The following is a 23,783-nucleotide window of genomic DNA, read 5'->3' as shown; positions in this document are numbered from 1 at the left end:
GCGGGGAGAAAAAACCTTTAAGTGAGTGGAAATATCCGGCGCGCGCCGAATCGCCCCTCGTCATGGGGCGCTGATGGCGTTTCGACTCCGCTCAGACCGCGCTGCGGTGCCGCTCGATGCAGGTGTCCAGCGTCTCTGCGCCTGAGCGCTTCCACCAATCGAGCACCGAGAAGATCTCGACCTCGCTGAATCCCTCGAAGCCTGCCGCCTCGACCCAGCCGCGGATCTTCTTCAGTTCGACGACGCCGTCGCCCATCATCCCGCGATCGGAAAGCAGGTCGCGCGTGGGCGTGAGCCAGTCGCACACGTGGTAGGCCAGCAGGCGTTCCTTGCCGGCGCGTGCGATCTGCTGCTGCAGCTTCGGGTCCCACCACACGTGATAGATGTCGAGCGCGACTCCGAGCATGCCGGAGCGTGTCGGATCGAGTTCGTCGCACAGGTCGAGTGCGTGTTCCAGCGTGTTGACGCAGGCGCGGTCGGCTGCCTGCATCGGGTGCAGGGGCTCGATGGCGAGCGGCATGCCGACCTCGCGCGCGTAGTCGAGCGAGGCCGCGATGCCGTCGCGCACCTCGCCGCGCGCACGGCCGATGTCCTTGTAGAGCGCCTTGCCTTCCAGCGCGCCCGGCAAGGCGCCGACAACCAGCACGAGGCAGGGAGCGTCGAGCGTCTTCGCCTCGTCGATGGCGCGGCGGTTGTCGTCGAGTGCAGCCTTCAGGCCGGCCGCGTCGGGCGCGGGAAAGAAGCCGCCGCGGCAGTAGCCCGACAGCCCGATCCCGTGCGCCTTGAGCTGCCTGGCGACCCTGTCGAGCCCGACGGCCGCTACCTGGTCGCGCCAGGGGCTGATGGCGCGGATGCCGCGTTCGGCGCACTGGTCGATGATGCGATCGAGCGGCACCTCCGTTCCGAGCTGCTTGCGGATCGTTGCGGTGTTGATCGACAGCCAGTCGTGGTTCTGCGAAAAGTCGCGCATGACTGTTCAGCCCTCGACGCCATGGAGTGCGAGCAGCGTCTTCATGCGCTTCACCGCAAGCTCGGGCTGCTCCAGCAGATGGGCCGCGTCGGCCAGCCTGAACAGCTCGGCGAAGTGCTGCAGCGATCGCGTGCTCTGCTGGCCGCCCACCATCGTGAAGTGGCTCTGGTGGCCATTGAGCCAGGCCATGAACACCACGCCCGTCTTGTAGAAGCGCGTCGGCGCCGCGAAGATGTGGCGCGACAGCGGTACCGTCGGGCCGAGGATGGCGTGGAACTTCTCCACGTTGCCTTTCGCGAGTTCGCCCAGTGCGGCGCTCGCGGCGGGCGCGATCGCATCGAAGATGCCCAGTAGCGCATCGCTCTTGCCGTGCGTCGGCTCGTTTCCCTGGCCGTCGCCTGCGATCAGCTCGGCGTAGTTGAAGTCGTCGCCGGTGTACATGCGAACGCCGGCCGGGAGGCGGCGGCGCATCGCGATCTCCTTGTCCTTGTCGAGCAGCGAGATCTTGATGCCGTCGACCTTGTCCGGATGCGCCGCGATGATGCCGAGCGCCGTATCCATTGCGCGGTCGACGTCGGCAGTGCCCCAGTAGCCGGCCAGCGCCGGGTCGAACATGTCGCCGAGCCAGTGCAGCACCACCGGCTGCCTCGCCTGCGACAGGATGCGGTCGTACACGCGCTCGTAGTCGGCGGGGCTTTTCGCGACCCGGGCGAGCGCGCGGCTCGCCATCACGATGAGCTTGCCGCCGAGTGCTTCGATTGCCGCCATCTGATCTTCGTATCCGCGGATCACGTCGTCCACGCTCTTCACGTCGTCGAGGTTCAGGTGGTCGGTGCCGCAACCGGAAGCGACCAGCGCACCGGGCACGTCCTTCGCGGCGTCGAGCGAGCGGCGGATGAGTTCGAGCGAAGTCGGCCAGTCCAGGCCCATGCCGCGCTGGGCGGTGTCCATGGCTTCCGCGACGCCCAGGCCCAACGACCAGAGGTGGCGGCGGTAGCCGATGGTGGCGTCCCAGTCGACCGCGCATTGCAGCCACGGATCGACTGCCGCCAGTGGATCGGCGACAACGTGCGCCGCCGAATAGGCGATGCGGTCGAACTTGACGCCGGCGGGCGGCCTCACCGGCGTGGTGCCGCGCAGCGTGTAAGGCGCGAGCGCGCCGCTCGCGGTGGGAAGAGTGAGCGTGATGGCCATGGCGCGACTCAGATCTTCAGTTGGGGCACGTCGACCCAGCGGCGGTCCTTCCAGCTTTCGAGCGCGGTCTCGACCAGTTGCACGCCCTTCGCGCCCTCGGGCAAGGTCCACTTGTACGGTGCGTTCTCGACCACGTGGCGGATGAAATGCTCCCACTGGATCTTGAAGCCGTTGTCGTAGACCTGCGAGTCCGGAATCTCCTGCCATTGGTCGAAGAAGTTCATGGTCTGCTTCTCGTCGGGATTCCACACCGGGCGTGGCGTGGCAACGCGCGATTGCGCGCGGCACGACGACAGGCCCGCCACCGCGGAGCCGTCGGTGCCGTCCACGTGGAAGGTCACGAGGTCATCGCGGCGCACCCGCGTGGCCCAGCTCATGTTGAGCTGCGCGATCACCGGCTCGCCGTTGTGCCCCTTGAGTTCGCAGGTGGCGTAGGCTGCGTCGTCGGCCGTGGCTTCGTAGGGCTTGCCTTCCTCGTCCCAGCGCTTGGGGATGTGCGTTGCGCCGATGCAGGACACCGACTGCACTTCGCCGAACAGGTTGTCCAGCACATAGCGCCAGTGGCACATCATGTCCAGGATCATCCCGCCGCCGTCTTCCTTGCGGTAGTTCCACGACGGGCGCTGGATCGGCTGCAGATCGCCCTCGAAAACCCAGTAGCCGAACTCCAGGCGCACCGACAGCATGCGTCCGAAAAAGCCCGCGCGGCGAAGCATGTCGAGCTTGCGCAGGCCCGGCAGGAAGAGCTTGTCCTGCACCGCACCGTGCTTGAGGCCCGAGCCTTCCGCGAGGCGGGCGATCTCGACGGCTTCGTTGAGGTTGGTCGCGATCGGCTTTTCGCAGTAGACGTGCTTGCCCGCGCGGATGGCCTTGGCCAGCAGGGTGGGGCGCATTTGCGTGGTGCCGGCGTCGAAGAAGATCGTGTCGTCCTTGTTCTCCAGCGCCTGGTCAAGGTCGGTGCCCCAACGGGCAATGCCGTGGGCCTTGGCCAGGGCCTCGATCTTCTCGGCATTGCGGCCGATGAGGATCGGGTCGGGCATGACCTTGTCCCCGTTCGAGAGCGTCACGCCGCCTTGCGCGCGAATCGCGACGATGGAGCGGATCAGGTGTTGGTTCATGCCCATGCGTCCGGTGACGCCGTGCATGATGATTCCGAGTCGTTGTTGTGCCATGGGGTTCTCCGCTGTATGGGTGAGGGTTAGTTGGCAGGCGAGAGGCCGGCGGCCTTCACCAGGATGGCGTTGCTGGCGATTTCTTCCTTGATGTAGGCGTCAAACTGCTCGGGCTTGAGGGTCCATGCATCGGCGCCAAGCTTCAGGAAGCGTTCCTTGACCTCGGGGCTGGCGAGCGCCTTCGCGACCTCGTCGTGCAGTCGGCTGACGATGTCGCGCGGCGTCTTGGCCGGCGCCATCATCCCGATCCAGAAATTGAACTCGGAGCCGGGCACGCCCGCCTCTGCGGTGGTCGGCACCTCGGGCAGGGCAGCAGCTCGCTGCGGTGAGCCGACGGCCAGGGCGAGCAGGTGGCCTTCCTTGATCTGTCCGATGACCGGTGCGATGGGCGAGAAGTAGTAGTCGACGCGGCCCGACAGGACTTCGGTCACGGCATCGGCCGAGCCCTTGAATGGGATGTTGGTCGCGTCGATCTTCGCGGCCAGCTTGAACTTCTCGGCATTGAGATGGGTGGCGCTGCCCTGGCCGGCGGACGCGAAGTTGATGGTGCCTGGCTTGGCCTTGGCGGCGGCGACCAGTTCCTTCAAGGTCTTGATGTTCTTGGACGGAGAAATCACCAGCGCGTTCGGCAGCGTTGAAATCGGCGTGACGCCGGCGAAGTCGCTCACCGTGTCGAAAGGCAGCTTCGCGAAGGTCGAAGGGCTCACCGTGTGCGACGACGAGTGGATCATGATCGTGTAGCCGTCGGGCGCTGCCGTCGCCACGGCCTGCTGGCCGATGGTGCCGCTGGCGCCGCCGCGGTTGTCGATCACCAGTGTCTGGCCCATGCTCGCACCCATCTTTTCGGCGATGGCGCGCGCGATGATGTCGGTGGTGCTTCCGGCCGCGAACGGGACGATCACGCGGATCGGCTTGTTGGGGTAGCCATTCTGTGCGGCTGCACCGAAGGAGGTCGTGAGCGCGAGGCAGGCCAGCAGGGCGGCGCGTCGAGTGGATTGCATGATGTCTCTTTGTGGTGGGAGGAAAACGGGCGCCTACACGAGTGCAGGTGCTTGCGAGAGGGGCTGGAGGCTGTCGAAGTCGGGATCGGCGCAGTGCGCGAAGCCGGGTCGCGCGAGCGAGGCGATGGCCACGCGGCCGTCGCGAATGGAGAGACGCGGCCGGCCTGCGGCGGTTTCATACAGGTCGCTGTGAGCGGAGGCGAAGTCGGACTGTTCGTTGGACGGTGCATCGCCGAAGCCGTCGACGTAGTGATGGCCGTTGCGCTCGCAGTGCGACAGACCGAGCAGCGACGCGAGCGCGAGGTCCTGCTGTACAGCCAGCCCGGCCTGGCAGGTCAGGTCCTCGGCGGACATGAAGAAGCGGCTGCCGTGTGCACCGCCCGAGAGGTTCCACCGATCGCAGCGTGCACGGTTGATGACGGCCTTGTACAGACCCTTGCAGGCCTTGCTCGATACGCCGCGCCAGCCGTGCCGGCGACCGAGGGCGAATGCGTCGAGCGTGCCGTCGGCCTCGTCGAGCAGCAGCGGCGCAGGCGCATCCAGTCCGACAAGCGACGAATCCATGCTCGCATCGCGGGGCAGAGGTTGTTCGAGGTAGAGCAGTGCTTCGGGCCGTGCGGCCAGCCGGGGCAGCGAACGCAGGCCGTCGCACAGCGCGCGCAGCGCATGCGTATCGGTGTACTGTTCGTTGCCGTCGAGCGTGAAGTGATGGCCCGGTGCCACCGCGTCGAGCGTCTCGAGCACTGCGTCGAGTCGCGCGAGGTCGGCCTCGGGATGGCCGCCGAGCTTGATCTTGAAGAAGCGGTGGCCGTAGCGACGCACGACGGCCGGCAGGCTCGTCGGCAGTCCTGCGGCATCGGCACTGTCGCCTTCAAGCGCATCGAGCATGCCCACCGTGTGGCGTGCGTTCAGATGGGAGGCGGGTGCGAGCTGGGCGAGCCAGCCGTTCCAGTCCCACCCGCGCAAGTCGTCGGCGAGCGATGTATCTCCGATGCCAACCAGATTGCGCTGGAAGGCTGCATAGACAGGAATCTGCATCGTGCGGCACAGGGCGTCCAGCACTGCGCGGTCCAGCACGGCTTGGCCGAAGGCGGTGGAGAGCGCCGTCATTCCACGCGATGCACCGTGCGCCATCAACGCTTCGTAGTGACGCGCGAACAGCGCAAAAGCCGGGAGTGGCGCGCCGGTCCTGTATGCGTCCGCCGCGGCTTCGAGTGCCTGCTGAAGGTGATGCACGTTGTCGGCCTGCGTGAAGCCTTCGCGCTTGTCGAACCAGCGGGGCACCATCAGTTCCGCCGCCCAGCCCTCCGCGGCGCCGTGCGTGCCGCAGTCGACGGTGGCGCGCACGAACACCTGCGGACAGCGTGTAAGGGTGACGGCGCCAAACTTGAACGGCAGGCGCAGCGTCATCGGCCGCACGCCGAATTCGACGGCCAGCACTCGCACGGGGGGCGCGGAGGATGAGGTCACGGCAGGCACAGCGGAAGCCTCAGTGTGCGTCGAGGTTGCCCTGCGCGAAGAAATGCGCGCGCAGGGTGCGGGCATAGAAGGCAAAGCGCTCGGTGCCCATCACGTCGAGCGGGCGGGGGCGCGGCAGGTCGATGTCGTAGATGGCGGCGATTGAACCGGGGCGCTCGCTCATGACGATCACCCGGTCCGAGAGGAAGATCGCCTCGGGGATGCTGTGCGTGATGAGCAGCACGGTCTTCTTCGATGCGGACCAGATGCGCTGCAGTTCGAGGTTCATCTTCTCGCGCGTCATCGCGTCGAGTGCGCCGAATGGCTCGTCCATCAACAGCACTGAAGGGTCGTGCAAGAGGGCGCGGCAGATCGACGCACGCTGCTGCATGCCGCCGGAGAGCTGCCACGGGTACTTGTTCTCGAAGCCCGTGAGGCCGGCCATCTTCATCAGCTCGCGAGCACGTTCGCGCGCCGCGGCCTTGGGCAGGTGGCGAATCTCGGCCTGCAGCAGGATGTTGTCCTCCACGCTGCGCCACGCCAGCAGCACCGCGCTCTGGAACACGATGCCCACGTCCTTCTGCGGACCCTTGATCGGCTGGCCCGCCAGGCTCAGCGTTCCGCCGCTGATGGGCAGCAGGCCCGCCACCATCTTCAGTAGCGTGCTCTTGCCGCAGCCCGAGGGGCCGACGACGGACACGAACTCGCCTTCGCGAATCGAGAAGTCCAGCGGCTTGAGCGATTCGACCGGCCCATCCTTGCTTTGGTAGATCTTCGAGACGCCGCGCGCTTCGATCAGTTTGTCATGGGCCATGGAAAGCGTGGAGAGTGAGGCGCGCAGCGGCAGGATCAGTTGGCGGGGAGGAAGTCGAGGGTCACGTAGTCTTCAGGCTTGCCGCGCGTCGCAGCGTCCATGCCGCCGTACTGCACGAGCAGGTCGAGCGAGTCGTTGACGTTCTTCATCGCCACGCGGAACGGCCGCTGGTTGGCCGTGTCCTTGGTGTGATAGAGCGCCACGCTCTGCTTCATGCCGACGATGAGCGTGTCGCGCACGCCGGCCTTGGGGTTGGCCTTCAGCATGGCGTCGACTGCGGCTGCGGGGTCCTTCTCCGCCGCTTCGGCAGCGCGCGTGGAGGCGCGCATGAAGCGCTTCACGAGGTCGGGGTTCTCGGTGAGCAGGTTCTTGTTCGTGATGATCCCGGAGCTGATCTGGTTGACGCCGGAGTCGGCAAAGCGGATCGGTGTGACGGACTTGCCCGTGGCGTCCTGCAGCTTGATCGCCTGGTCCATCACGTAGCCGAGCAACAGGTCGGCTTGGCCGTTGGTCACGGCATTCAGCTTGGTCTGGGCATCGCCCGAGACGATCTTCACCTGGTCGGGCTGGATGTTGTTGGCCTTGAGGAACAGGGGCCACATCTGCGACATCGAGTCGCCCGGTGTGGTGGCCACCGTCTTGCCGATGATGTCCTTCGGTGTCTTGATGTTCTTCTCGGTGAAGCCCATCACGGACATCGGGCTGACCTGGAACAGCACGCCCGTCGACTTCAGCGGCGCGCCCTTGGCAGCGGCCTTGATCATGGTCGTGACGTCGATATAGCCGAAGGTTGCCGACTTGGCGGCGACGGCCTGGGCCGTGACGGCGGAGCCCCGGCCTTCCTGGATGTCGAGGTCGATGCCTTCTTCCGCGTAGTAGCCGCGTTCCTTGCCGAGGAAGAAAGGCGCGTGCTCGCTGTAGAGATACCAGTTGAGCATCAGCGTGACCTTGTCCTGCGGCTTGTTCTGCGCGTGCGCGGGAGTCAGGGCGAGCGCCAGTGCCGTGGCGGCGCCTGCCAGCAGCGAAGGAAGCAGTTTCTTCATGGTTGTCTCCTGGTTGGACGTTGTTGCGGGACTCACTGGGCGTGGCGCTGCGAGGCGTGCCACGGAATCATCAGCCGCTCGACCAGGTCGACGGCCACGAAGAGGACGACGCCGATGCTCGAGAGCACCACCAGCGCGGCGAACATCAGCGGCAGGTCGAAATTGCCGTTGGCCACCTGCAGCACATAGCCGATGCCGGAGTTGGAACCCACGAACTCGCCGACCACCGCGCCGACGACAGCCAGGGTCACCGACACCTTGAGGCCGCTGAAGATCGCGGGCATGGCCTGCGGCAAGCTGATCTTGAAAAAGGTCTGGAGGCGGCTGGCGCCCATGGAGCGCGCGAGGTCGAGCATGTCGGGCTCGACCGACTTGAAGCCCATCACCGTGGAAACCACCACCGGGAAAAAGCCGAGCAGGAAGGCCGAGATCACCTTCGGGAAGATGCCGAAGCCGAACCACACCACGAACAGCGGCGCGATCGCGACCTTGGGGATGCTCTGCGAGAACACGAGCAGCGGATAGACGAAGGACTCCACGACGCGCGAGTACGCGATCACCATCGCAATGGGGATGCCGATGACGATCGTGAGGCCGAAGCCGCCCAGAGTGGCGAGCGTGGTCTTCCAGCTTTCAGAGAGGAGGCGCGGCCACTCGGCGATCAGTTGGTGCACCACTTGCAGGGGCGGAGGAACGAGATACGCCGGAATCCTGAAAAGCCGGATTGCGAGGTCCCACAGCACCAGCAGCATCAGGATGAGCAGGAAGGGCCGCAATGCAGGCGAAAGCAGGACGTTGCGAAGCATCGGCAGGACTTTGTTGAACCGTGTGGGCGGTGGAATGGGCGGCCGCGCCGCACTTCCAATTCACCAGAAAGTGAATTAACGATTCTAGAAAGTCCATCAGGCCCGTCAACGGGCGAGCCCCTAGGAGATACCCGTATCAGCGCAGCACGTAGCCGAGCACCAGGTCGGTCATGTGCGACAGGCGCTGCGCCATCGCCTTGGGCGCGCGCAGGTTGCGGCCGAAGACCGCCGACAGCGTGTCGTTGTTCGACAGGTAGAAGTAGCAGAGGGAGGCGATCGAGATGTAGAGCTGCACGGGGTCGACGCCGGCGCGAAAGAGGTTGTCGCGCTTGCCGCGCTCCAGCACGTCGTCGAGCAGCTGGACCAGCGGCGAGTTCATCTCCTGGATGCGTTCGGAGCGCTTGAGGTGCGCGGCGCGATGCAGGTTCTCGCTGTTGAGCAGCGTGATGAATTCCGGATGCTCGAGGTAGTAGTGCCAGGTGAAGGAGATCAGCCTGCGGATGGCTTCGACGGGTTCGACCTCGTCCAGATGCAGCCGTTGCTCGGCCTGGCGGATGTCGGCGTAGGTGCCCTCGAGCACGGCGAGGAAGAGATCGTCCTTGCTGCCGAAGTAGTAGTAGATCAGCCGCTTGTTCAGCCCTGCGCGCTCGGCAATGCTGTCCATGCGGGCGCCGGCCAAGCCGCGCTGTGCGAATTCGTCGCGCGCCGACGCGAGGATCGCGAGTTGCGAGCGGTCGGCATCGCGCGAACGCGGTTCGGCAGGTGCCGTGGATTGGGCTTTCATGGGGCGAATTTAACCAATTGGGGAATTAAGGCAAGCTGCTGTGAGGCGCGCGGATAATCCGCGCAAACCCTATTGCAGCAGAGAGGCGCAACGCACATGAGCACATCACAACCCGCAGGCCACTTGATCGTCGAATGCCTGGTCGAACAAGGAGTCGAACTGGCCTTTGGGGTCCCGGGGGAGAGTTTCCTCGCGGTGCTCGACGGCTTTCACGCCTACGGCGAGCGCATCCGCTTCGTCGTCAATCGCCAGGAGGGCGGCGCGGCGTTCATGGCCGAGGCGCACGGCAAGCTGACGGGCCGACCCGGCGTCTGCTTCGTCACGCGTGGGCCGGGCGCGACCAACGCATCGATCGGCGTGCACAACGCCTTCCAGGATTCGACGCCGATGGTGCTGTTCGTCGGCGACGTCGGCAGCGACTTCCGCGATCGGGAGGCCTTCCAGGAAGTCGACTACGGCAGCTTCTTCGGCCCGAGCACCAAGGGATTTGCCAAGCGGGTCGAGCGCATCGACGACGCGAACCGGATCCCCGAATACATCGCACGCGCATTCGCCACTGCGATGAACGGACGCCCCGGTCCCGTCGTCGTGGTGCTGCCCGAGGACATGCTTCGCGCCACGACGACGGCCCGGCCGCTGCGCCGCGTGGAAGCGGTGGAGCCGTGGAGCGATCCCGGCGCGCTGCGCACCCTGCGTGAGCTGTTGCTGAAGTCACAGCGTCCCCTGGTGATCGCGGGTGGCGGTGGATGGACGCCGCAGGCCGCGCAGGCACTGCAGCGCTTCGCGGAGAACTGGAAGCTGCCTGTCGCGAATGCCTTCCGATTTCAGGACACCTTTGACAACCACCATCCGCTCTATGCGGGCGATGTGGGCATCGCGATCAATCCAAAGCTGGCCGAGCGCGTCAGGCAAAGCGACCTGGTCCTCGCGATCGGCCCGCGTCTCGGGGAGATGACGACCAGCGGCTACACGCTGCTCGAAGCGCCGAAGCCGAAGCAGACCCTCGTGCACATCCATGCGAGCGCGGAAGAGCTCAACCGGGTCTATCAGGCGGATCTCGCCATCAATGCGGGCATGAGTTCGGCAGCGCGCAGCCTCGAAGTCCTGAGCGCACCGACCGAGTTGCCATGGGAAGCCTGGACCGCATCGGCACATGCGGACTACCTTGCAAACCTGGAGCCGCAGGCGCTGGCCGGACTTCCGCCGGAGACGCCGCGAGGCGCGGTCGACATGGTCGAGGTCGTGACGCTGCTGCAGAAGCACCTGCCGCCCGACGCGGCCATCACCAACGGCGCAGGCAACTTCGCGAGCTGGGTGCATCGCTACTTTCGCTATCACGGCCTGGCGAAGGGCCACAAGACGCAATTGGCACCCACCAGCGGCGCGATGGGTTACGGCGTGCCAGCAGGCATCGCGGCCAACATCGCGACGGGCCGTATCGCCTTCACCATTGCCGGTGACGGCGACTTCCTGATGAACGGGCAGGAACTCGCCACGGCGTCGCAGCACGGCGGCAAGAGCATCATCGTGCTGCTGAACAACGGCATGTTCGGCACGATCCGCATGCATCAGGAGCGGGAGTACCCCACCAAGGTGAGCGGCACTGCCTTGCGCAACCCGGACTTCTGTGCCTTGGCCCAGGCCTACGGCTACGCCGCCGAGCGCGTGACCGAGACCTCGCAGTTCGAGGCGGCGCTGCTGCGCGCACTGGCGGCGGATACGGGCACGCTGATTGAGATTCCGCTGGACCCCGAGGTGATCACCACCCGCGGCACGCTCAGCACGATCACCAAGGCCGCGCAGGCGCGGGGCTGAGGCTCGCGTTCCTCGCGGGCAAAAAAAAGCCGGCAGAAGCCGGCTTTTTTGATTCAAGCGCGCGAGGCGCCCAAAGGCTCACTTGACGTGCTTGCCGATCAGCGAGGCCAGTTCGAACATCGACACTTGCGGCTTGCCGAAGATTTCCTTCAGCTTGGCATCGGCGTTGATGTTGCGCTTGTTGGCCTTGTCTTGCAGGTTGTTCTTCTTGATGTAGTCCCACAGCTTGCTCACGACAGCGGTGCGCGGCAGAGGCGTCGAGCCGACCACAGCGGCGAGCGCCGGGCTGGGGGTCAGTGCCTTCATGAACGCAGCGTTCGGAGTGCGCTTCTTTGCGGGAGCAGCCTTCTTTGCAGCAGCCTTCTTGGCCGGAGCCGCCTTCTTGGCGGGTGCTGCCTTCTTTGCAGGAGCAGCCTTCTTTGCCGGTGCTGCCGCCTTCTTGGCCGGAGCGGCCTTCTTCGCGGGAGCTTTCTTGGCCGGAGCCTTCTTTGCAGTTGCCATGGTTGATTTCCTTTTTTGGTTGGACACTTTCACCAATGAAAAGCAGTGTCTCCATCGGCATTGCGGATGCTAAAGGAGAAAAAACTCGTTTCCAAGGGAAAAAGCGGTTTTTTCATTGGGAGCTGTTGTTTTTTCAGAGGGGAGAAGAGGCGCGTTTTCCCTAGGGAGTGCGCTCCGATGGCATCAAGCTCTGCGCGAGGGCCACGTCGCGAGCACGACACCAAGCAGCGCGAGCGCGAACGCGAGCACTTGCGGGGTCGACAGACTCTCACCCAGAACGAGCACTCCGACGACGGCGGCGCTCACCGGCAGCATCACCGTGAAGACGCCGGCCTGCGAAGCGGGCACACCCTTCAGTCCGGTCATCCAGAGCCACACGGTCCAGATGCTTGCAGCCAATGCGTAGACGACAAGCAGGCTCCAGACGCCGAAGGACACGGCACCGAAATCGAAGTGCAGGGCGAACCAGATCCCGAAAGGCGTCGACAGCACGAAGCCCCACAGGTTGATGAGCGAGGAGATGCGCTTGGGTCCGAGGCGCCCCGTGAGCGACTTGCCGATGACCGCATAGGAGGCCTCGCACACCACCGCGCAGAAGACCAGCAGGTTGCCGAGCCACGGCATCTGCGTCGACGTTGCGTTGCTCGTGTGCGCCGTGGCTTGCCCTGGAGCGAGCGCGAGAAGTCCGATGCCGAACGCCGCGCAGGCGATTGCCAGCCCGACGCGCGGCGTGATCTGCTCGCGCAGGAACATCCAACTGCCGATGGCTACAACGGCGGGGATCGACGCCATGATCACGCCGGCCGACACCGCGCTCGTCAGGCTCACGCCAAAGAGCATGCAGATCGAGAACAGGAAGTTGCCGAGAAAGGACTCGAGGAAGACCAGCCCGCGCGTGCGTGAGGTCATCAAGGGCTCGTCCGGCGGCCGTCGAAGCCAGTGCGGCATGGCCAACGCCGCGATGCCGAAACGCAGCCACGCGAGCAGCAGCACGGGAAACGCAGCGACCAGCGGCTTGGATAGGGCGACATAGCTGCCGACGAGCGACATGCTCAAGGCGAGGCAACCGTAGGCCACCAGGCGGCCCGGTGCGGGGAGTGCGGTGTTCAATAGACTGGGAGCGTTGAGAGGACTGATTCGATGATGCCCCAATCCGCCGCCGTGTCTCGCTACGTGTTTGTCTACGGCACGCTGCGCAGCGGCGGCCTCAACGACATCGCACGCTTTCATCCGAAGCCGGAACGCGTGGCCGACGCGCGCATCGCCGGCACGCTGTACGACCTCGGCGCCTACCCAGGAGCGGTGCTGGGCGGACCCGGGGAGTTGTTCGGCGAGATCTACCGCATCACGCCGGAACTGGAAGCGCAGCTCGATGTGCTGGAAGAGGTCAAGCCGGACGATTCGGGCGAATACATCAAGCGCGAGGTGCTGGTCGAACCCGACGAGGGCGGCGAACGGCTGCCATGCCTCATCTACGAGATCCACCCGCAGCGCATCGTTGGCCGCGCCGTCATCTCCAGCGGCGACTGGTTGCGCGCGCGCTGACATTCGACGGCGTTTTCACTCACGAAAAGATGATTGCGCATTGCGAAATGCAACGGTGCTGCGCCGCAATATTTTTTCTCAATACAAGAAAAATTATTTCGCATTGAGAAAAAGGCGCGTAAGTCGTTGATTTTGCTAGGTCAAAAATATGTCTTCTATAAGACATAAGAGTCCGCTGCTGCCTTACAGTTACTCCCACGACGCGACAGCGCCACCTCTCAACCAACCCCTCGGAGTGACCATGCCCCAGACCATCACAGAACAACTGAGCCGCGAACAACAGATTGCCGCCCTCGAAAAAGAATGGGCGACCAATCCTCGCTGGAAAGGCATCAAGCGCGGCTACAGCGCGGCCGACGTGGTGCGCCTGCGCGGCTCCTTCCCGATCGAGCACACGCTCGCCCGCCGCGGTGCCGAGAAGCTCTGGGACCTCGTGAACAACGAGCCCTACGTCAACTGCCTCGGCGCCCTGACTGGCGGCCAGGCCATGCAGCAGGTCAAGGCCGGCGTCAAGGCGATCTACCTGTCGGGCTGGCAAGTTGCCGCCGACAACAACAGCTACGCCTCGATGTACCCCGACCAGTCGCTGTACCCGGTGGACTCCGTGCCGACCGTGGTCGAGCGCATCAACAACACCTTCCGCCGTGCGGACGAGATCCAGTGGTCCAAGGGCACGAACCCCGGCGACAAGGACTACGTCGACTATTTCGCTCCGATCGTGGCCGACGCTGAGGCAGGCTTCGGCGGCGTGCTCAACGGCTTCGAACTGATGAAGGCCATGATCCGCGCCGGCGCCGGTGGCGTGCACTTCGAAGACCAGCTCGCCTCGGTCAAGAAGTGCGGCCACATGGGCGGCAAGGTGCTGGTTCCGACCACCGAAGCCGTGCAGAAGCTGATCGCCGCGCGCATGGCCGCCGACGTCTGCGGCACGCCGACGCTCGTCATCGCACGCACCGATGCCGAAGCTGCCGACCTGCTGACCAGCGACTACGACGAGAACGACAAGCCCTTCCTGACCGGCGAACGCACGGCCGAAGGCTTCTACAAGACCAAGAAGGGCATCGACCAGGCCATCTCGCGCGCCATCGCTTACGCCCACTACGCCGACCTGGTGTGGTGCGAAACCGGCACGCCCGACCTGGAATTTGCCCGCAAGTTCGCTGAAGCCGTGCACAAGGTGCACCCCGGCAAGATGCTCGCCTACAACTGCTCGCCTTCCTTCAACTGGAAGAAGAACCTCGACGACGCGACCATCGCCAAGTTCCAGCGCGAGCTGGGCGCCATGGGCTACAAGTACCAGTTCATCACGCTGGCCGGCATCCACTCCATGTGGTTCAACATGTTCGACCTCGCGCAGGACTACGTGGCCCGCGGCATGTCGGCCTATGTCGAGAAGGTGCAGGAGCCCGAATTCGCAGCCCGCGATCGCGGCTACACCTTCGTGTCGCATCAGCAGGAAGTCGGCACGGGCTACTTCGACGAAGTGACCACCGTGATCCAAGGCGGCAAGTCGAGCGTGACGGCCCTGACCGGCTCCACGGAAGAAGAGCAGTTCCACTGAGTTTCCTTTGCCGGCTTGCCGGCATGAGGAATCAGGAAGCGCCCGCAAGGGCGCTTTTTCGTTGTTGCTCGAATCAGTTGTTGGCCCGCAATTCGCGCACGCTGCGGCCGATGCGCTGGCGCAGCAGCGAGCGAAGCGTGACGCCATCGGCATAGCCGACCAGCTCGGCGATCTGCTCGAGGCTCCTGTCGCTGGTCTTGAGCATGTGGACGGCACGCTCCACCCTCAGATCCTGAAAGTACGACAACGGGCTCTTGCCCAGGACCTGGTGCATGCGCCGAGCCAGGGTGCGCTTGCTCGTGCCTGCTGCGGACGCTGCCTCGTCCAGCGAGAAGCCGTCCGCGAGCCGACCGCGTGCCCAACGTTCGAAGCGCTCGACGGTCGGGTCAGAATGGCTCAGGTGGTCCGTGATCACGTAGGCGGACTGCGACGGCCTGGAATCGACGATCAGATATTTCGCCACGAGGGCAGCGAGTTCCGGGCTGGCCTGGCGCACCAGGAGCAGCGCCATGTCGATATGGCTCAGGGCGGCTCCGGCCGTCACGAAGGCCCCTGAACTCACCAGCATGCGCGATTCGTCGAGCCGCACCGCCGGATAGCGCTGGCGGAAGAGGGAGGCGAGCCACCAGGTGGTCGTCGCCTTCTGGTCATCAAGCAGGCCAGACTCGGCGAGCACGAAGGTGCCAATGCAGGCGGCAGCGATCCTGCCTCCATGGCCGGCATGCTCGCGCAGGGCTTGGGCGGCATCTGCCACGTCGCGTCTTCGGAGCGCCGTCTGCAACGCATCCGGCATCTTGTCGCCGATGGCGGGCACGACCATCCAGTCCGCTGCGCCGCCTTCGTCCGCCGAGACGACGGGAACCCGAAGCCCCTGGGAGGTGTGCACCTTCCTCCGCATGCCGATGACGGAAACGTCGAATCGGGCCACGTCGAGATTCAGCATGCCGGCCAGTTCGTTGGCCGTGCTGAAGACGTCCTGCACCGTGGCGAGACCGGTATCGAACGCGCCATCGAGCGCCAGGATGTTGACCTTCATGGCAATAACGATAGCAAAGATGTCAAAAATGCCAATAGGGCGAGACGAGGGCAGGGCCTAGAGTCACTTCAGGTCAGCGCAATTTCGCGCACCATGTTCACAGGAGACTCTCATGATCAAGCTCGCATTGTTCGCCCGCCTCGAAGCCAAGCCGGGCAAGGAGGCCGCAGTCCAGCAGTTCCTCGAAGCCGGCCTCGCGATGGCGCGCGACGAAAAGTCCACGCCGATCTGGTTCGCCCTGCGCTTGTCGCCCAGCACCTTCGGAATCTTCGATGCGTTCGAGGACGAAGCGGCTCGCCAGGCCCACCTCGCCGGCCCGATCGCCCAAGCCCTCATGGCGAAGGCGCCCGAGCTGTTCGCCAAGCCGCCGGCCATTGAGCCGATCGAGGTGTTGGGCCTCAAGAACGCAGCCCCCGCGTCCTGAGCGGCAGCGGATAGAATCGCCAGTTCCCACTCAGCAGCAACAAGGGCGAGAAAGGCACTTTGGTTATGACACCGCGAACTACGCCGCAAGGATTCAGCGGTCTTTTCCCTGAAGGAAAAGGCCGGTAGGCCGCGCACGCTGGAAAATCTCCAGCACACGAACCAAAGCAAAGCGCGGCCACAGACCGCGCTTTTTTGTTTTCTCGTCGAGGTTTTTTCATGATCCAGATCACTCTTCCCGACAACTCGCGCCGCGAGTTTCCCGGCCCGGTTTCGGTGGCCGACGTTGCCAAGTCCATCGGCCCCGGCCTGGCGAAGATGACCGTCGCCGGCAAGGTCGATGGCCGACTGGTCGATGCGAGCGACGTGATCGACCACGATGCGAAGCTGCAGATCATCACGCCGAAGGACGATGAAGGGCTGGAGATCATTCGCCACTCCACGGCCCACCTGGTGGGACATGCGGTGAAGCAGCTCTATCCGACGGCCAAGATGGTGATCGGCCCCGTGATCGACGAGGGCTTCTACTACGACATCTCGTACGAGCGCCCCTTTACGCCGGAGGACATGGAGGCCATCGAGGCGCGCATGCGCGAACTGATCGCGCAGGACTACGACGTGATCAAGAAGATGACGCCGCGCGACGAAGTCATCAGCGTGTTCAAGTCCCGCGGCGAGGACTACAAGCTGCGCCTCGTGGAGGACATGCCCGACGAGAAGGCCATGGGCCTGTACTACCACCAGGAGTACGTGGACATGTGCCGTGGGCCGCACGTGCCGAACACGCGTTTCCTCAAGGTCTTCAAGCTCACGAAGCTGGCTGGCGCCTACTGGCGCGGTGACGCCAAGAACGAGCAGCTGCAGCGCATCTATGGCACGGCGTGGGCCGACAAGAAGCAGCTCGACGACTACATCCGCCGCATCGAGGAGGCCGAGAAGCGCGATCACCGCCGGCTCGGCAAGGAACTCGACCTGTTCCACATCGACGAGGCGGCGCCGGGAGTGGTGTTCTGGCATCCCAAGGGTTGGGCGATCTGGCAGCAGGTCGAGCAATACATGCGCCGCGTTTATCGCGACACGGGCTACCAGGAGGTCAAGGGGCCGCAGATCCTCGACAAGAGTCTGTGGGAGAAGACGGGCCACTGGCAGAACTACCGTGAAAACATGTTCACGACGGAGTCGGAGAAGCGCGAATACGCCCTCAAGCCGATGAACTGCCCTGGCCACGTGCTGATCTTCAAGTCGGATCTGCGCAGCTACCGCGACCTGCCCCTGCGCTATGGCGAGTTCGGCCAGTGCCATCGCAATGAACCGAGCGGTGCGTTGCACGGCATCATGCGCGTGCGTGGCTTCACGCAGGATGACGGCCACGTTTTCTGCACCGAGGACCAGATCCTCGAAGAGTGCGTTGCGTACACGGCGCAGCTGCAGAAGGTCTATGCCGATTTCGGCTTCACGGACATCCTCTACAAGGTGGCCACGCGCCCGGACAACCGGGTCGGCTCCGACGAGCTGTGGGACAAGGCCGAGTTTGCGGTGATGGAGGCACTGCGCCGTTCGGGCGTGGACTTCGTTATTTCGCCCGGCGAGGGCGCCTTCTACGGGCCCAAGATCGAGTACACGCTGAAGGACGCCATCGGCCGCCAGTGGCAGTGCGGCACGATGCAGGTCGACTTCAACACGGCCGAGCGCCTGGGTGGTGAGTACGTGACCGAAACGAGCGGACGCTCCTACCCGGTCATGCTCCACCGCGCGATCGTCGGCAGCCTCGAGCGATTCATCGGCATGCTGATCGAGCATCACGCAGGCGCGCTGCCCGCGTGGCTCGCGCCGGTGCAGGTGGCGGTGCTGAATATCAGCGAAGGGCAGGCCGAGTACGCCGCCCAGGTTGCCAAAACGCTGCAGAATCAAGGGCTTAGAGTTTCGCTCGATCTGCACAACGAAAAGATTACGTATAAAATACGGAAGCATTCGTTGCAAAAGCTTCCCTACATCCTGGTTGTAGGTGACAAGGAGAGGGAAGCCGGTGCCGTCGCAGTGCGCGCCCGAGGCAATCTTGACCTCGGTGCCATGTCGGTGGAGGCGTTCTCTCAAAAGATCGCTCACGACATCCAACACAAGCTTTGAATTTGAACAAGTTCAAAGGCCGATTTGTCGATCAGGCTGCTTGTGGGCGTGGACTCTACGGTGTTAGCTACAGTTTTTGTAGCAAATTGTTTGAAGGATCCTGACCATCGCTACTGCATTTCGCGACCGCCGCCACCGCGAGGAACGCCAACACCGCCTGAACCGGGAAATCATGGCCCCGGAAGTCCGCCTGATCGGGCCCGATAACGAGCCGTTGGGTGTAGTGAGTCTTGCCGAGGCATTGCGCCTGGCTGGTGAACAAGACGTGGACCTGGTGGAAGTTGTCGCGGCGGCCAATCCGCCGGTCTGCCGCCTGATCGAGTACGGCAAGTTCAAGTACCACGAGCAGAAGAAGGCGGCCGAAGCGAAATCGAAGCAGAAGGTCATCGAAGTCAAGGAAATCAAGTTCCGCCCAGGCACCGACGACGGTGACTACAACATCAAGATGCGCAACATCCGGCGTTTCTTGGAAGAGGGCGACAAGTGCAAGATCACGCTCCGCTTCCGCGGTCGCGAAATCACGCACCAGGAACTGGGTCTGGCCTTGCTGCAGCGCATTCGCGACGAACTCGGCGACCTGATCATCGTCGAGCAATTCCCGAAGCTGGAAGGCCGCCAGATGATCATGATGATCGCTCCTGGCCGCAAGAAGGCGGGCGGGGCTGCAAAGCCGGCGGCAGAAGCCTCGGCAGCGCCGGCGGCAGCGTAAGTCGTCGAAGGTTTTGAAGGGATTTCGCTCCTGCCTGCGCTCCAGGGTGCAGGCAAGGGCGGGATAAAGAAGTGTCTCGGGGCCAACAAGTCCGTGGAACAACATCCGCGGCGCCTCACGAGCACAAACTAAAGGAGCATTCACATGCCCAAAATGAAGACCAAGAGCAGCGCGAAAAAGCGTTTCCGCGTTCGTCCCGGTGGCACCGTCAAGCGCGGTCAAGCCTTCAAGCGTCACATCCTGACCAAGAAGACCACCAAGAACAAGCGTCACCTGCGTGGTGCAACGGCAGTGCACGAGACCAACATGGTTTCGATGGCCGCCATGTTGCCCGGTAGCGGCATCTAACCCAGACGAACAAGGAGTACACACATGCCTCGCGTCAAACGTGGTGTAACGGCTCGCGCCCGCCACAAGAAGGTTCTCGCACTCGCCAAGGGTTTCCGCGGTCGTCGCGGCAATGTCTTCCGCATCGCCAAGCAGGCGGTGATGAAGGCAGGCCAATACGCCTACCGTGACCGCCGTACCAAGAAGCGCGTGTTCCGCCAACTGTGGATTGCGCGTATCAACGCCGCCTCGCGTGAACTGGGCCTGACCTACAGCCAGTTCGCCAACGGCATCCGCAAGGCCGGTATCGAGATCGACCGCAAGGTCCTCGCCGATATCGCCGTGCACGACAAGGCCGCTTTTGCCGGCATCGTGGAGCAGGTCAAGGCCAAGCTGGCTGCTTGATTCTGCATAGCAGGTTGCCGTCTTTGCGGATGGCTGCCTGCGCCCACGGCACAAGGGCTGGCGCTTGAAAGGGCTCCAGCCCTTTTTTCATCCTGGCGGCAGCCCGTTTTCCTTTTCACTCGAAGAATTTCCCCATGAACGAGTTGGACTCCCTGGTCGACACCGCACGCGCAGCCTTTGCCGCAGCCTCGGCGCCGGCCGACCTCGAGAACGCCAAGGCTCAGTTTCTCGGCAAGGCCGGCCGCATCACGGAATTGATGAAGGGCATGGCTGCTTTGAGCGTCGAAGAGAAGAAATCTCGCGGCGCTGCCATCAACGTCGCGAAGCAGGCTATCGAGGCCGCGCTCACCGAGCGCCGCCAGCAACTCGCCGACGAGGAACTCGCGGTTCAGTTGCGGGCCGAGGCGCTCGACGTCACGCTTCCCGGTCGCCAGCGTGTGCCGGGCGGACTGCATCCGGTGAGCCGCACGATGGAGCGCATCGAGGCGATCTTCTCGAGCATGGGCTTCGACGTGGCCGACGGTCCCGAGATCGAGACCGATTGGCACAGCTTCACCTCGCTCAACAACCCGCCGAACCATCCTGCGCGGTCCATGCAGGACACGTTCTACGTCGACATCAACGGCGAAGACGGCATCCCCTACAACCTGCGCCCGCACACCAGCCCGATGCAGGTGCGTTATGCGCACCAGCACATCAAGAAGTACGCCGCGCAGTTCGAGGCTGCTGCGGCGGATCCCAGCGGCGCGGTCAAGGCGCCCGAGATCCGTGTGATCGCGCCCGGCCGCACATACCGCGTCGACAGCGACGCGACGCATTCGCCGATGTTCCACCAGTGCGAAGGCCTGTGGCTCGGCGAGAACGTGAGCTTCAAGGACCTGAAGGTCGTGTTTACCGATTTCTGCCGGACCTTCTTCGAGAGCGACGACCTGGTGCTGCGCTTCCGTCCCAGCTTCTTCCCGTTCACCGAACCCAGCGCCGAAATCGACATCCAATTCCAGAGCGGCCCGTTGGCCGGCCGCTGGCTCGAAGTCGCGGGCTCCGGCCAGGTGCATCCGAACGTGGTGCGCAACATGGGCCTGGACCCGGAGCGCTACATTGGCTTCGCGTTCGGCATGGGGCCCGATCGGCTCACGATGCTGCGCTATGGCGTGAACGACCTGCGCCTGTTCTTCGATGGCGACCTGCGCTTCCTCAGCCAATTCCAGTAAATAGAACGAGATCGACGAGATGCAATTTCCCGAGTCCTGGTTGCGCGAATTCTGCGATCCGCAGCTCAGCAGCGCCGAACTGGCCGAAACGCTCACGATGGGCGGTTTCGAGGTCGAAGAGCGTCGGCCAGTCGCGCCGCCTTTCGCCAAGGTGGTGGTCGGCGAGATCAAGGAGGCCGAGCAGCATCCCAATGCCGATCGGCTGCGCGTGTGCCAGGTCGACGCGGGGCAGGGCGCCCTGCTGAACATCGTGTGCGGCGCGCCCAACGCGCGTGTCGGCATCAAGGTTCCGGTCGCGCTGGTCGGCGCCGAACTGCCGCCGGGCGAAGACGGCAAGCCATTCCTGATCAAGCTAGGCAAGCTTCGCGGTGTCGAAAGCCAGGGCATGCTGTGCTCGGCGCGAGAGCTCAAGCTCAGCGAGGACCACGGCGGGTTGCTCGAACTCGCGGCCGATGCGCCGATTGGCACCGACATTCGCGAGGTCCTCAAGCTCGACGATTCCTTGCTGACGCTCAAGCTCACGCCCAATCTGGCACATGGACTGAGCGTCTACGGCATCGCGCGCGAGCTGGCCGCGCTGACCGGCGCGCCGCTCAAGACGCCTGCGAACAGACCTGTGGAAGCAGTCCTGAAAGACAAGCTGCCCGTCAAGGTTGAAGCGCCCGAGCTGTGCGGCCGCTTTTCGGGTCGCGTCGTGCGCGGTGTCGACACCAAGGTCGCGACACCCGCATGGATGGTCGACCGCCTCGCCCGTTGCGGCCAGCGCAGCGTGTCCCCGCTGGTCGACATCTCGAACTACGTGATGTTCGAGTACGGACAGCCGTCGCACATCTTCGATCTCGACAAGATCCATGGCGGACTTGCGGTGCGCTGGGGCAAGCCGGGCGAGCAGCTGAAGCTGCTCAACGGCAACACGGTCACGGTCGACGAAAAGGTCGGCGTGATCGCCGACGATCGCGAAGTCGAATCGCTCGCCGGCATCATGGGTGGCGACGCGACGGCGGTGTCCGACGACACGCGCAACATCTACGTCGAGGCTGCCTTCTGGTGGCCCGAGAGCATCCAGGGGCGTTCGCGCCGCTTCAATTTCTCGACCGACGCCGGGCACCGTTTCGAGCGTGGCGTCGACCCCAGCCGCACCGTGGCGATCATCGAGCGCATCACTCAGCTGGTGATCGACATCTGCGGCGGAGAGGCCGGAGCCATCGATGACCAGATGCTGCAACTGCCGGAAGCCAGGCCTGTCACCTTGCGCGTCGCACGCGCGGCGCGTGTGATCGGCATGCCGCTCACGCAGGACCAGTGTGCCGACGCGTTGCGCCGTCTTGCGCTGCCGGTCGTGGAGGGCGACGGGACGCTGGTCGTGACGCCTCCGCCGCATCGCTTCGATCTGCTGATCGAAGAGGACCTCATCGAAGAGGTCGCGCGGCTCATCGGCTACAACAACCTGCCGACCACCCCGCCGCTGGCGCCGATCACCGCGCGCGTGCGGCCCGAGGCACAGCGCGGCAACGCCGCAGTGCGCCACCGCCTTGCCGCGTTGGGCTACCAGGAAACGATCAACTTCAGCTTCGTCGAAGCCCATTGGGAACAGGATCTCGCCGGCAATGCGAATCCGATCAAGCTGTTGAACCCGATCGCGAGCCAGATGAGCGTGATGCGTTCGTCGCTGATCGGCTCGCTGATGCAGGTGCTCAAGTTCAATCTGGACCGCAAGGCGCCGCGCGCCCGCGTGTTCGAGCTGGGCCGTGTCTTTCTTCGCGACGACTCGGTGGTCACGACCGACAGCACGGTCAAGGGCATCCATCAGCCCATGCGTGTGGCCGGTCTGGCCTGGGGCGATGCGGACGAGGCTCGTTGGGAAGGCAAGGCGCAACGCACCGATTTCTTCGACATCAAGGGTGACGTCGAGGCCCTGCTGGCGCCGCGCGTGGCAACTTTCGAGCCCGTGGAGCACCCCGCATTGCATCCGGGGCGCGCTGCACGCGTGTTGCTCGATGGTCGCGCGATCGGCGTCGTCGGCGAACTGCATCCGCGCTGGCGGCAGAAATGGGACTTCACCCATGCGCCGGTGCTGTTCGAGCTTGAGCTGGACGCCGTCACCGCCCGGCCGGTGCCGGTGGCGCAGCCGGTGCCCAAGCACCAGGCGGTCGAACGCGACATCGCCGTGGTGGTCGCTGAAACGGTCACGCACGACGCACTCATGCAGGCGATCCGCGCCGCATCGGGTGCGAGCCTGTTGCGCGAAGTCGGGCTCTTCGACATCTACCGGCCGACGGTCGGTCGCGATGGTGCGGTCGCCGCAGGCGGCCTCGCGCAAGGCGAGAAGAGCATGGCCGTGCGCCTCAGTTTCAACAGCGACGCCGCCACGCTGACCGATGAGCAGGTCGAAGCGACTGTGCGCGCGATCATCGAACAACTCGGTGCGCGGCTCGGTGCGCGCATGCGGGCATGAACGCCATGGAATTCACGCTTGAGGCTCTCGAAACGCCGGCGCTCACCAAGGCGCATCTGGCCGATCTGCTGTTCGAGCAGATCGGCTTGAACAAGCGCGAGTCGAAGGACATGGTCGAGGCCTTCTTCGACCTGATCGCCAACAGCCTGATCGAGGGCACGGACGTCAAGATCTCGGGCTTCGGCAACTTCCAGATCCGCGTGAAGGCACCGCGGCCGGGGCGCAATCCACGCACCGGTGAAGCCATTCCGATCGGCGAGCGCCGGGTGGCGACCTTCCATGCGAGCGCCAAGCTCAAGGAACAAATCCACGGAAGCATCTCCGAAGAAGCGCCACAAGAGGTCGAATGGAGCCTCGGCTCCGAATAAGTGCTTGGTACTGCAAGCGAGGGTGGAGTAACCTCTGAGGTTTCGCTTGCACCGTATT

At 64.4% G+C, this 23,783-nt stretch carries 23 protein-coding genes; 11 read left to right on the top strand and 12 right to left on the bottom strand.

Annotation, left to right across the window (positions count from 1 at the left end; all coding sequences use genetic code 11):
- Nucleotides 1–91: 91 nt before the first annotated feature.
- The 9 genes from QTH90_RS06970 to QTH90_RS06930 all read right to left on the bottom strand — a co-directional run bounded on the left by QTH90_RS06970 (nucleotide 92) and on the right by QTH90_RS06930 (nucleotide 9,242).
- Nucleotides 92–970: a sugar phosphate isomerase/epimerase family protein gene (locus tag QTH90_RS06970; RefSeq protein ID WP_286663759.1), complete on the bottom strand. Its 879-nt coding sequence runs from the start codon at nucleotides 968–970 to the stop codon at nucleotides 92–94.
- 6 nt (nucleotides 971–976) lie between these two features.
- A complete protein-coding gene (locus tag QTH90_RS06965) occupies nucleotides 977–2,164 on the bottom strand; it encodes a dihydrodipicolinate synthase family protein (RefSeq protein ID WP_286663758.1) in 1,188 nt (395 codons plus the stop codon).
- Between the two features lie 8 nt (nucleotides 2,165–2,172).
- On the bottom strand, nucleotides 2,173–3,336 hold the full coding sequence (locus QTH90_RS06960) for a Gfo/Idh/MocA family protein (protein WP_286663757.1): 1,164 nt from the start codon (nucleotides 3,334–3,336) through the stop codon (nucleotides 2,173–2,175).
- 26 nt (nucleotides 3,337–3,362) lie between these two features.
- Complete coding sequence (locus QTH90_RS06955) at nucleotides 3,363–4,337, bottom strand: tripartite tricarboxylate transporter substrate binding protein (protein WP_286663756.1); 975 nt, start codon at nucleotides 4,335–4,337, stop codon at nucleotides 3,363–3,365.
- Nucleotides 4,338–4,370: 33 nt separating this feature from the next.
- Entirely contained in the window at nucleotides 4,371–5,807 is a 1,437-nt protein-coding gene (locus tag QTH90_RS06950; protein ID WP_286663755.1) for an enolase C-terminal domain-like protein, read from the bottom strand.
- A gap of 19 nt (nucleotides 5,808–5,826) precedes the next feature.
- Entirely contained in the window at nucleotides 5,827–6,609 is a 783-nt protein-coding gene (locus QTH90_RS06945) for an ABC transporter ATP-binding protein (RefSeq protein ID WP_286663754.1), read from the bottom strand.
- 35 nt (nucleotides 6,610–6,644) lie between these two features.
- Nucleotides 6,645–7,652: an ABC transporter substrate-binding protein gene (locus QTH90_RS06940; protein ID WP_286663753.1), complete on the bottom strand. Its 1,008-nt coding sequence runs from the start codon at nucleotides 7,650–7,652 to the stop codon at nucleotides 6,645–6,647.
- Between the two features lie 32 nt (nucleotides 7,653–7,684).
- On the bottom strand, nucleotides 7,685–8,458 hold the full coding sequence (locus QTH90_RS06935) for an ABC transporter permease (protein WP_286663752.1): 774 nt from the start codon (nucleotides 8,456–8,458) through the stop codon (nucleotides 7,685–7,687).
- A 136-nt stretch (nucleotides 8,459–8,594) separates the two neighbouring features.
- A complete protein-coding gene (locus QTH90_RS06930; protein ID WP_286663751.1) occupies nucleotides 8,595–9,242 on the bottom strand; it encodes a TetR/AcrR family transcriptional regulator in 648 nt (215 codons plus the stop codon).
- Between the two features lie 96 nt (nucleotides 9,243–9,338).
- On the opposite strand from QTH90_RS06930, the gene QTH90_RS06925 reads away from it, so the two are divergent.
- A complete protein-coding gene (locus QTH90_RS06925; RefSeq protein ID WP_286663750.1) occupies nucleotides 9,339–11,057 on the top strand; it encodes a thiamine pyrophosphate-binding protein in 1,719 nt (572 codons plus the stop codon).
- 78 nt (nucleotides 11,058–11,135) lie between these two features.
- Here QTH90_RS06925 and QTH90_RS06920 read toward each other — a convergent pair whose 3' ends face one another.
- Nucleotides 11,136–11,558, bottom strand: coding sequence for an SWIB/MDM2 domain-containing protein (locus tag QTH90_RS06920; RefSeq protein WP_286568531.1), 423 nt, complete (start codon nucleotides 11,556–11,558; stop codon nucleotides 11,136–11,138).
- Between the two features lie 183 nt (nucleotides 11,559–11,741).
- Nucleotides 11,742–12,668 (bottom strand): DMT family transporter, encoded by a 927-nt coding sequence (locus tag QTH90_RS06915; protein WP_286663749.1) that lies wholly within the window; start codon nucleotides 12,666–12,668, stop codon nucleotides 11,742–11,744.
- A 30-nt stretch (nucleotides 12,669–12,698) separates the two neighbouring features.
- On the opposite strand from QTH90_RS06915, the gene QTH90_RS06910 reads away from it, so the two are divergent.
- Nucleotides 12,699–13,103: a gamma-glutamylcyclotransferase family protein gene (locus QTH90_RS06910; RefSeq protein ID WP_444814682.1), complete on the top strand. Its 405-nt coding sequence runs from the start codon at nucleotides 12,699–12,701 to the stop codon at nucleotides 13,101–13,103.
- Nucleotides 13,104–13,344: 241 nt separating this feature from the next.
- Complete coding sequence (gene aceA, locus QTH90_RS06905; RefSeq protein WP_286663748.1) at nucleotides 13,345–14,664, top strand: isocitrate lyase; 1,320 nt, start codon at nucleotides 13,345–13,347, stop codon at nucleotides 14,662–14,664.
- Nucleotides 14,665–14,737: 73 nt separating this feature from the next.
- Here the strand turns inward: aceA and QTH90_RS06900 are convergent, their stop codons facing one another.
- Complete coding sequence (locus tag QTH90_RS06900) at nucleotides 14,738–15,700, bottom strand: GlxA family transcriptional regulator (RefSeq protein WP_286663747.1); 963 nt, start codon at nucleotides 15,698–15,700, stop codon at nucleotides 14,738–14,740.
- A 112-nt stretch (nucleotides 15,701–15,812) separates the two neighbouring features.
- Here QTH90_RS06900 and QTH90_RS06895 point away from each other — a divergent pair, with 112 nt between their 5' ends.
- The 8 genes from QTH90_RS06895 to QTH90_RS06860 all read left to right on the top strand — a co-directional run bounded on the left by QTH90_RS06895 (nucleotide 15,813) and on the right by QTH90_RS06860 (nucleotide 23,725).
- Nucleotides 15,813–16,124: a putative quinol monooxygenase gene (locus QTH90_RS06895; protein WP_286663746.1), complete on the top strand. Its 312-nt coding sequence runs from the start codon at nucleotides 15,813–15,815 to the stop codon at nucleotides 16,122–16,124.
- A gap of 218 nt (nucleotides 16,125–16,342) precedes the next feature.
- Nucleotides 16,343–18,250, top strand: coding sequence for a threonine--tRNA ligase (thrS, locus tag QTH90_RS06890; protein ID WP_286663745.1), 1,908 nt, complete (start codon nucleotides 16,343–16,345; stop codon nucleotides 18,248–18,250).
- A gap of 97 nt (nucleotides 18,251–18,347) precedes the next feature.
- Nucleotides 18,348–18,959 (top strand): translation initiation factor IF-3, encoded by a 612-nt coding sequence (infC, locus tag QTH90_RS06885; protein WP_286568726.1) that lies wholly within the window; start codon nucleotides 18,348–18,350, stop codon nucleotides 18,957–18,959.
- Nucleotides 18,960–19,103: 144 nt separating this feature from the next.
- Nucleotides 19,104–19,307: a 50S ribosomal protein L35 gene (gene rpmI, locus QTH90_RS06880; protein ID WP_028253491.1), complete on the top strand. Its 204-nt coding sequence runs from the start codon at nucleotides 19,104–19,106 to the stop codon at nucleotides 19,305–19,307.
- A gap of 24 nt (nucleotides 19,308–19,331) precedes the next feature.
- Nucleotides 19,332–19,691, top strand: a complete 360-nt coding sequence (gene rplT / locus QTH90_RS06875) for a 50S ribosomal protein L20 (RefSeq protein WP_028253492.1) — start codon at nucleotides 19,332–19,334, stop codon at nucleotides 19,689–19,691.
- Nucleotides 19,692–19,825: 134 nt separating this feature from the next.
- Nucleotides 19,826–20,902 (top strand): phenylalanine--tRNA ligase subunit alpha, encoded by a 1,077-nt coding sequence (gene pheS, locus QTH90_RS06870; RefSeq protein WP_286663744.1) that lies wholly within the window; start codon nucleotides 19,826–19,828, stop codon nucleotides 20,900–20,902.
- Nucleotides 20,903–20,921: 19 nt separating this feature from the next.
- Nucleotides 20,922–23,357, top strand: coding sequence for a phenylalanine--tRNA ligase subunit beta (gene pheT / locus QTH90_RS06865; protein ID WP_286663743.1), 2,436 nt, complete (start codon nucleotides 20,922–20,924; stop codon nucleotides 23,355–23,357).
- Entirely contained in the window at nucleotides 23,354–23,725 is a 372-nt protein-coding gene (locus QTH90_RS06860; protein ID WP_286597761.1) for an integration host factor subunit alpha, read from the top strand. The genes pheT and QTH90_RS06860 overlap by 4 nt, the downstream gene beginning before the upstream one ends.
- Nucleotides 23,726–23,783 lie beyond the last annotated feature (58 nt).

The sequence above is a fragment of the Variovorax flavidus genome (genome assembly GCF_030317145.1).
GTDB classification, from domain to species: Bacteria; Pseudomonadota; Gammaproteobacteria; order Burkholderiales; family Burkholderiaceae_C; genus Variovorax; species Variovorax flavidus.
This window is presented reverse-complemented; position numbering and strand designations above follow the sequence as displayed.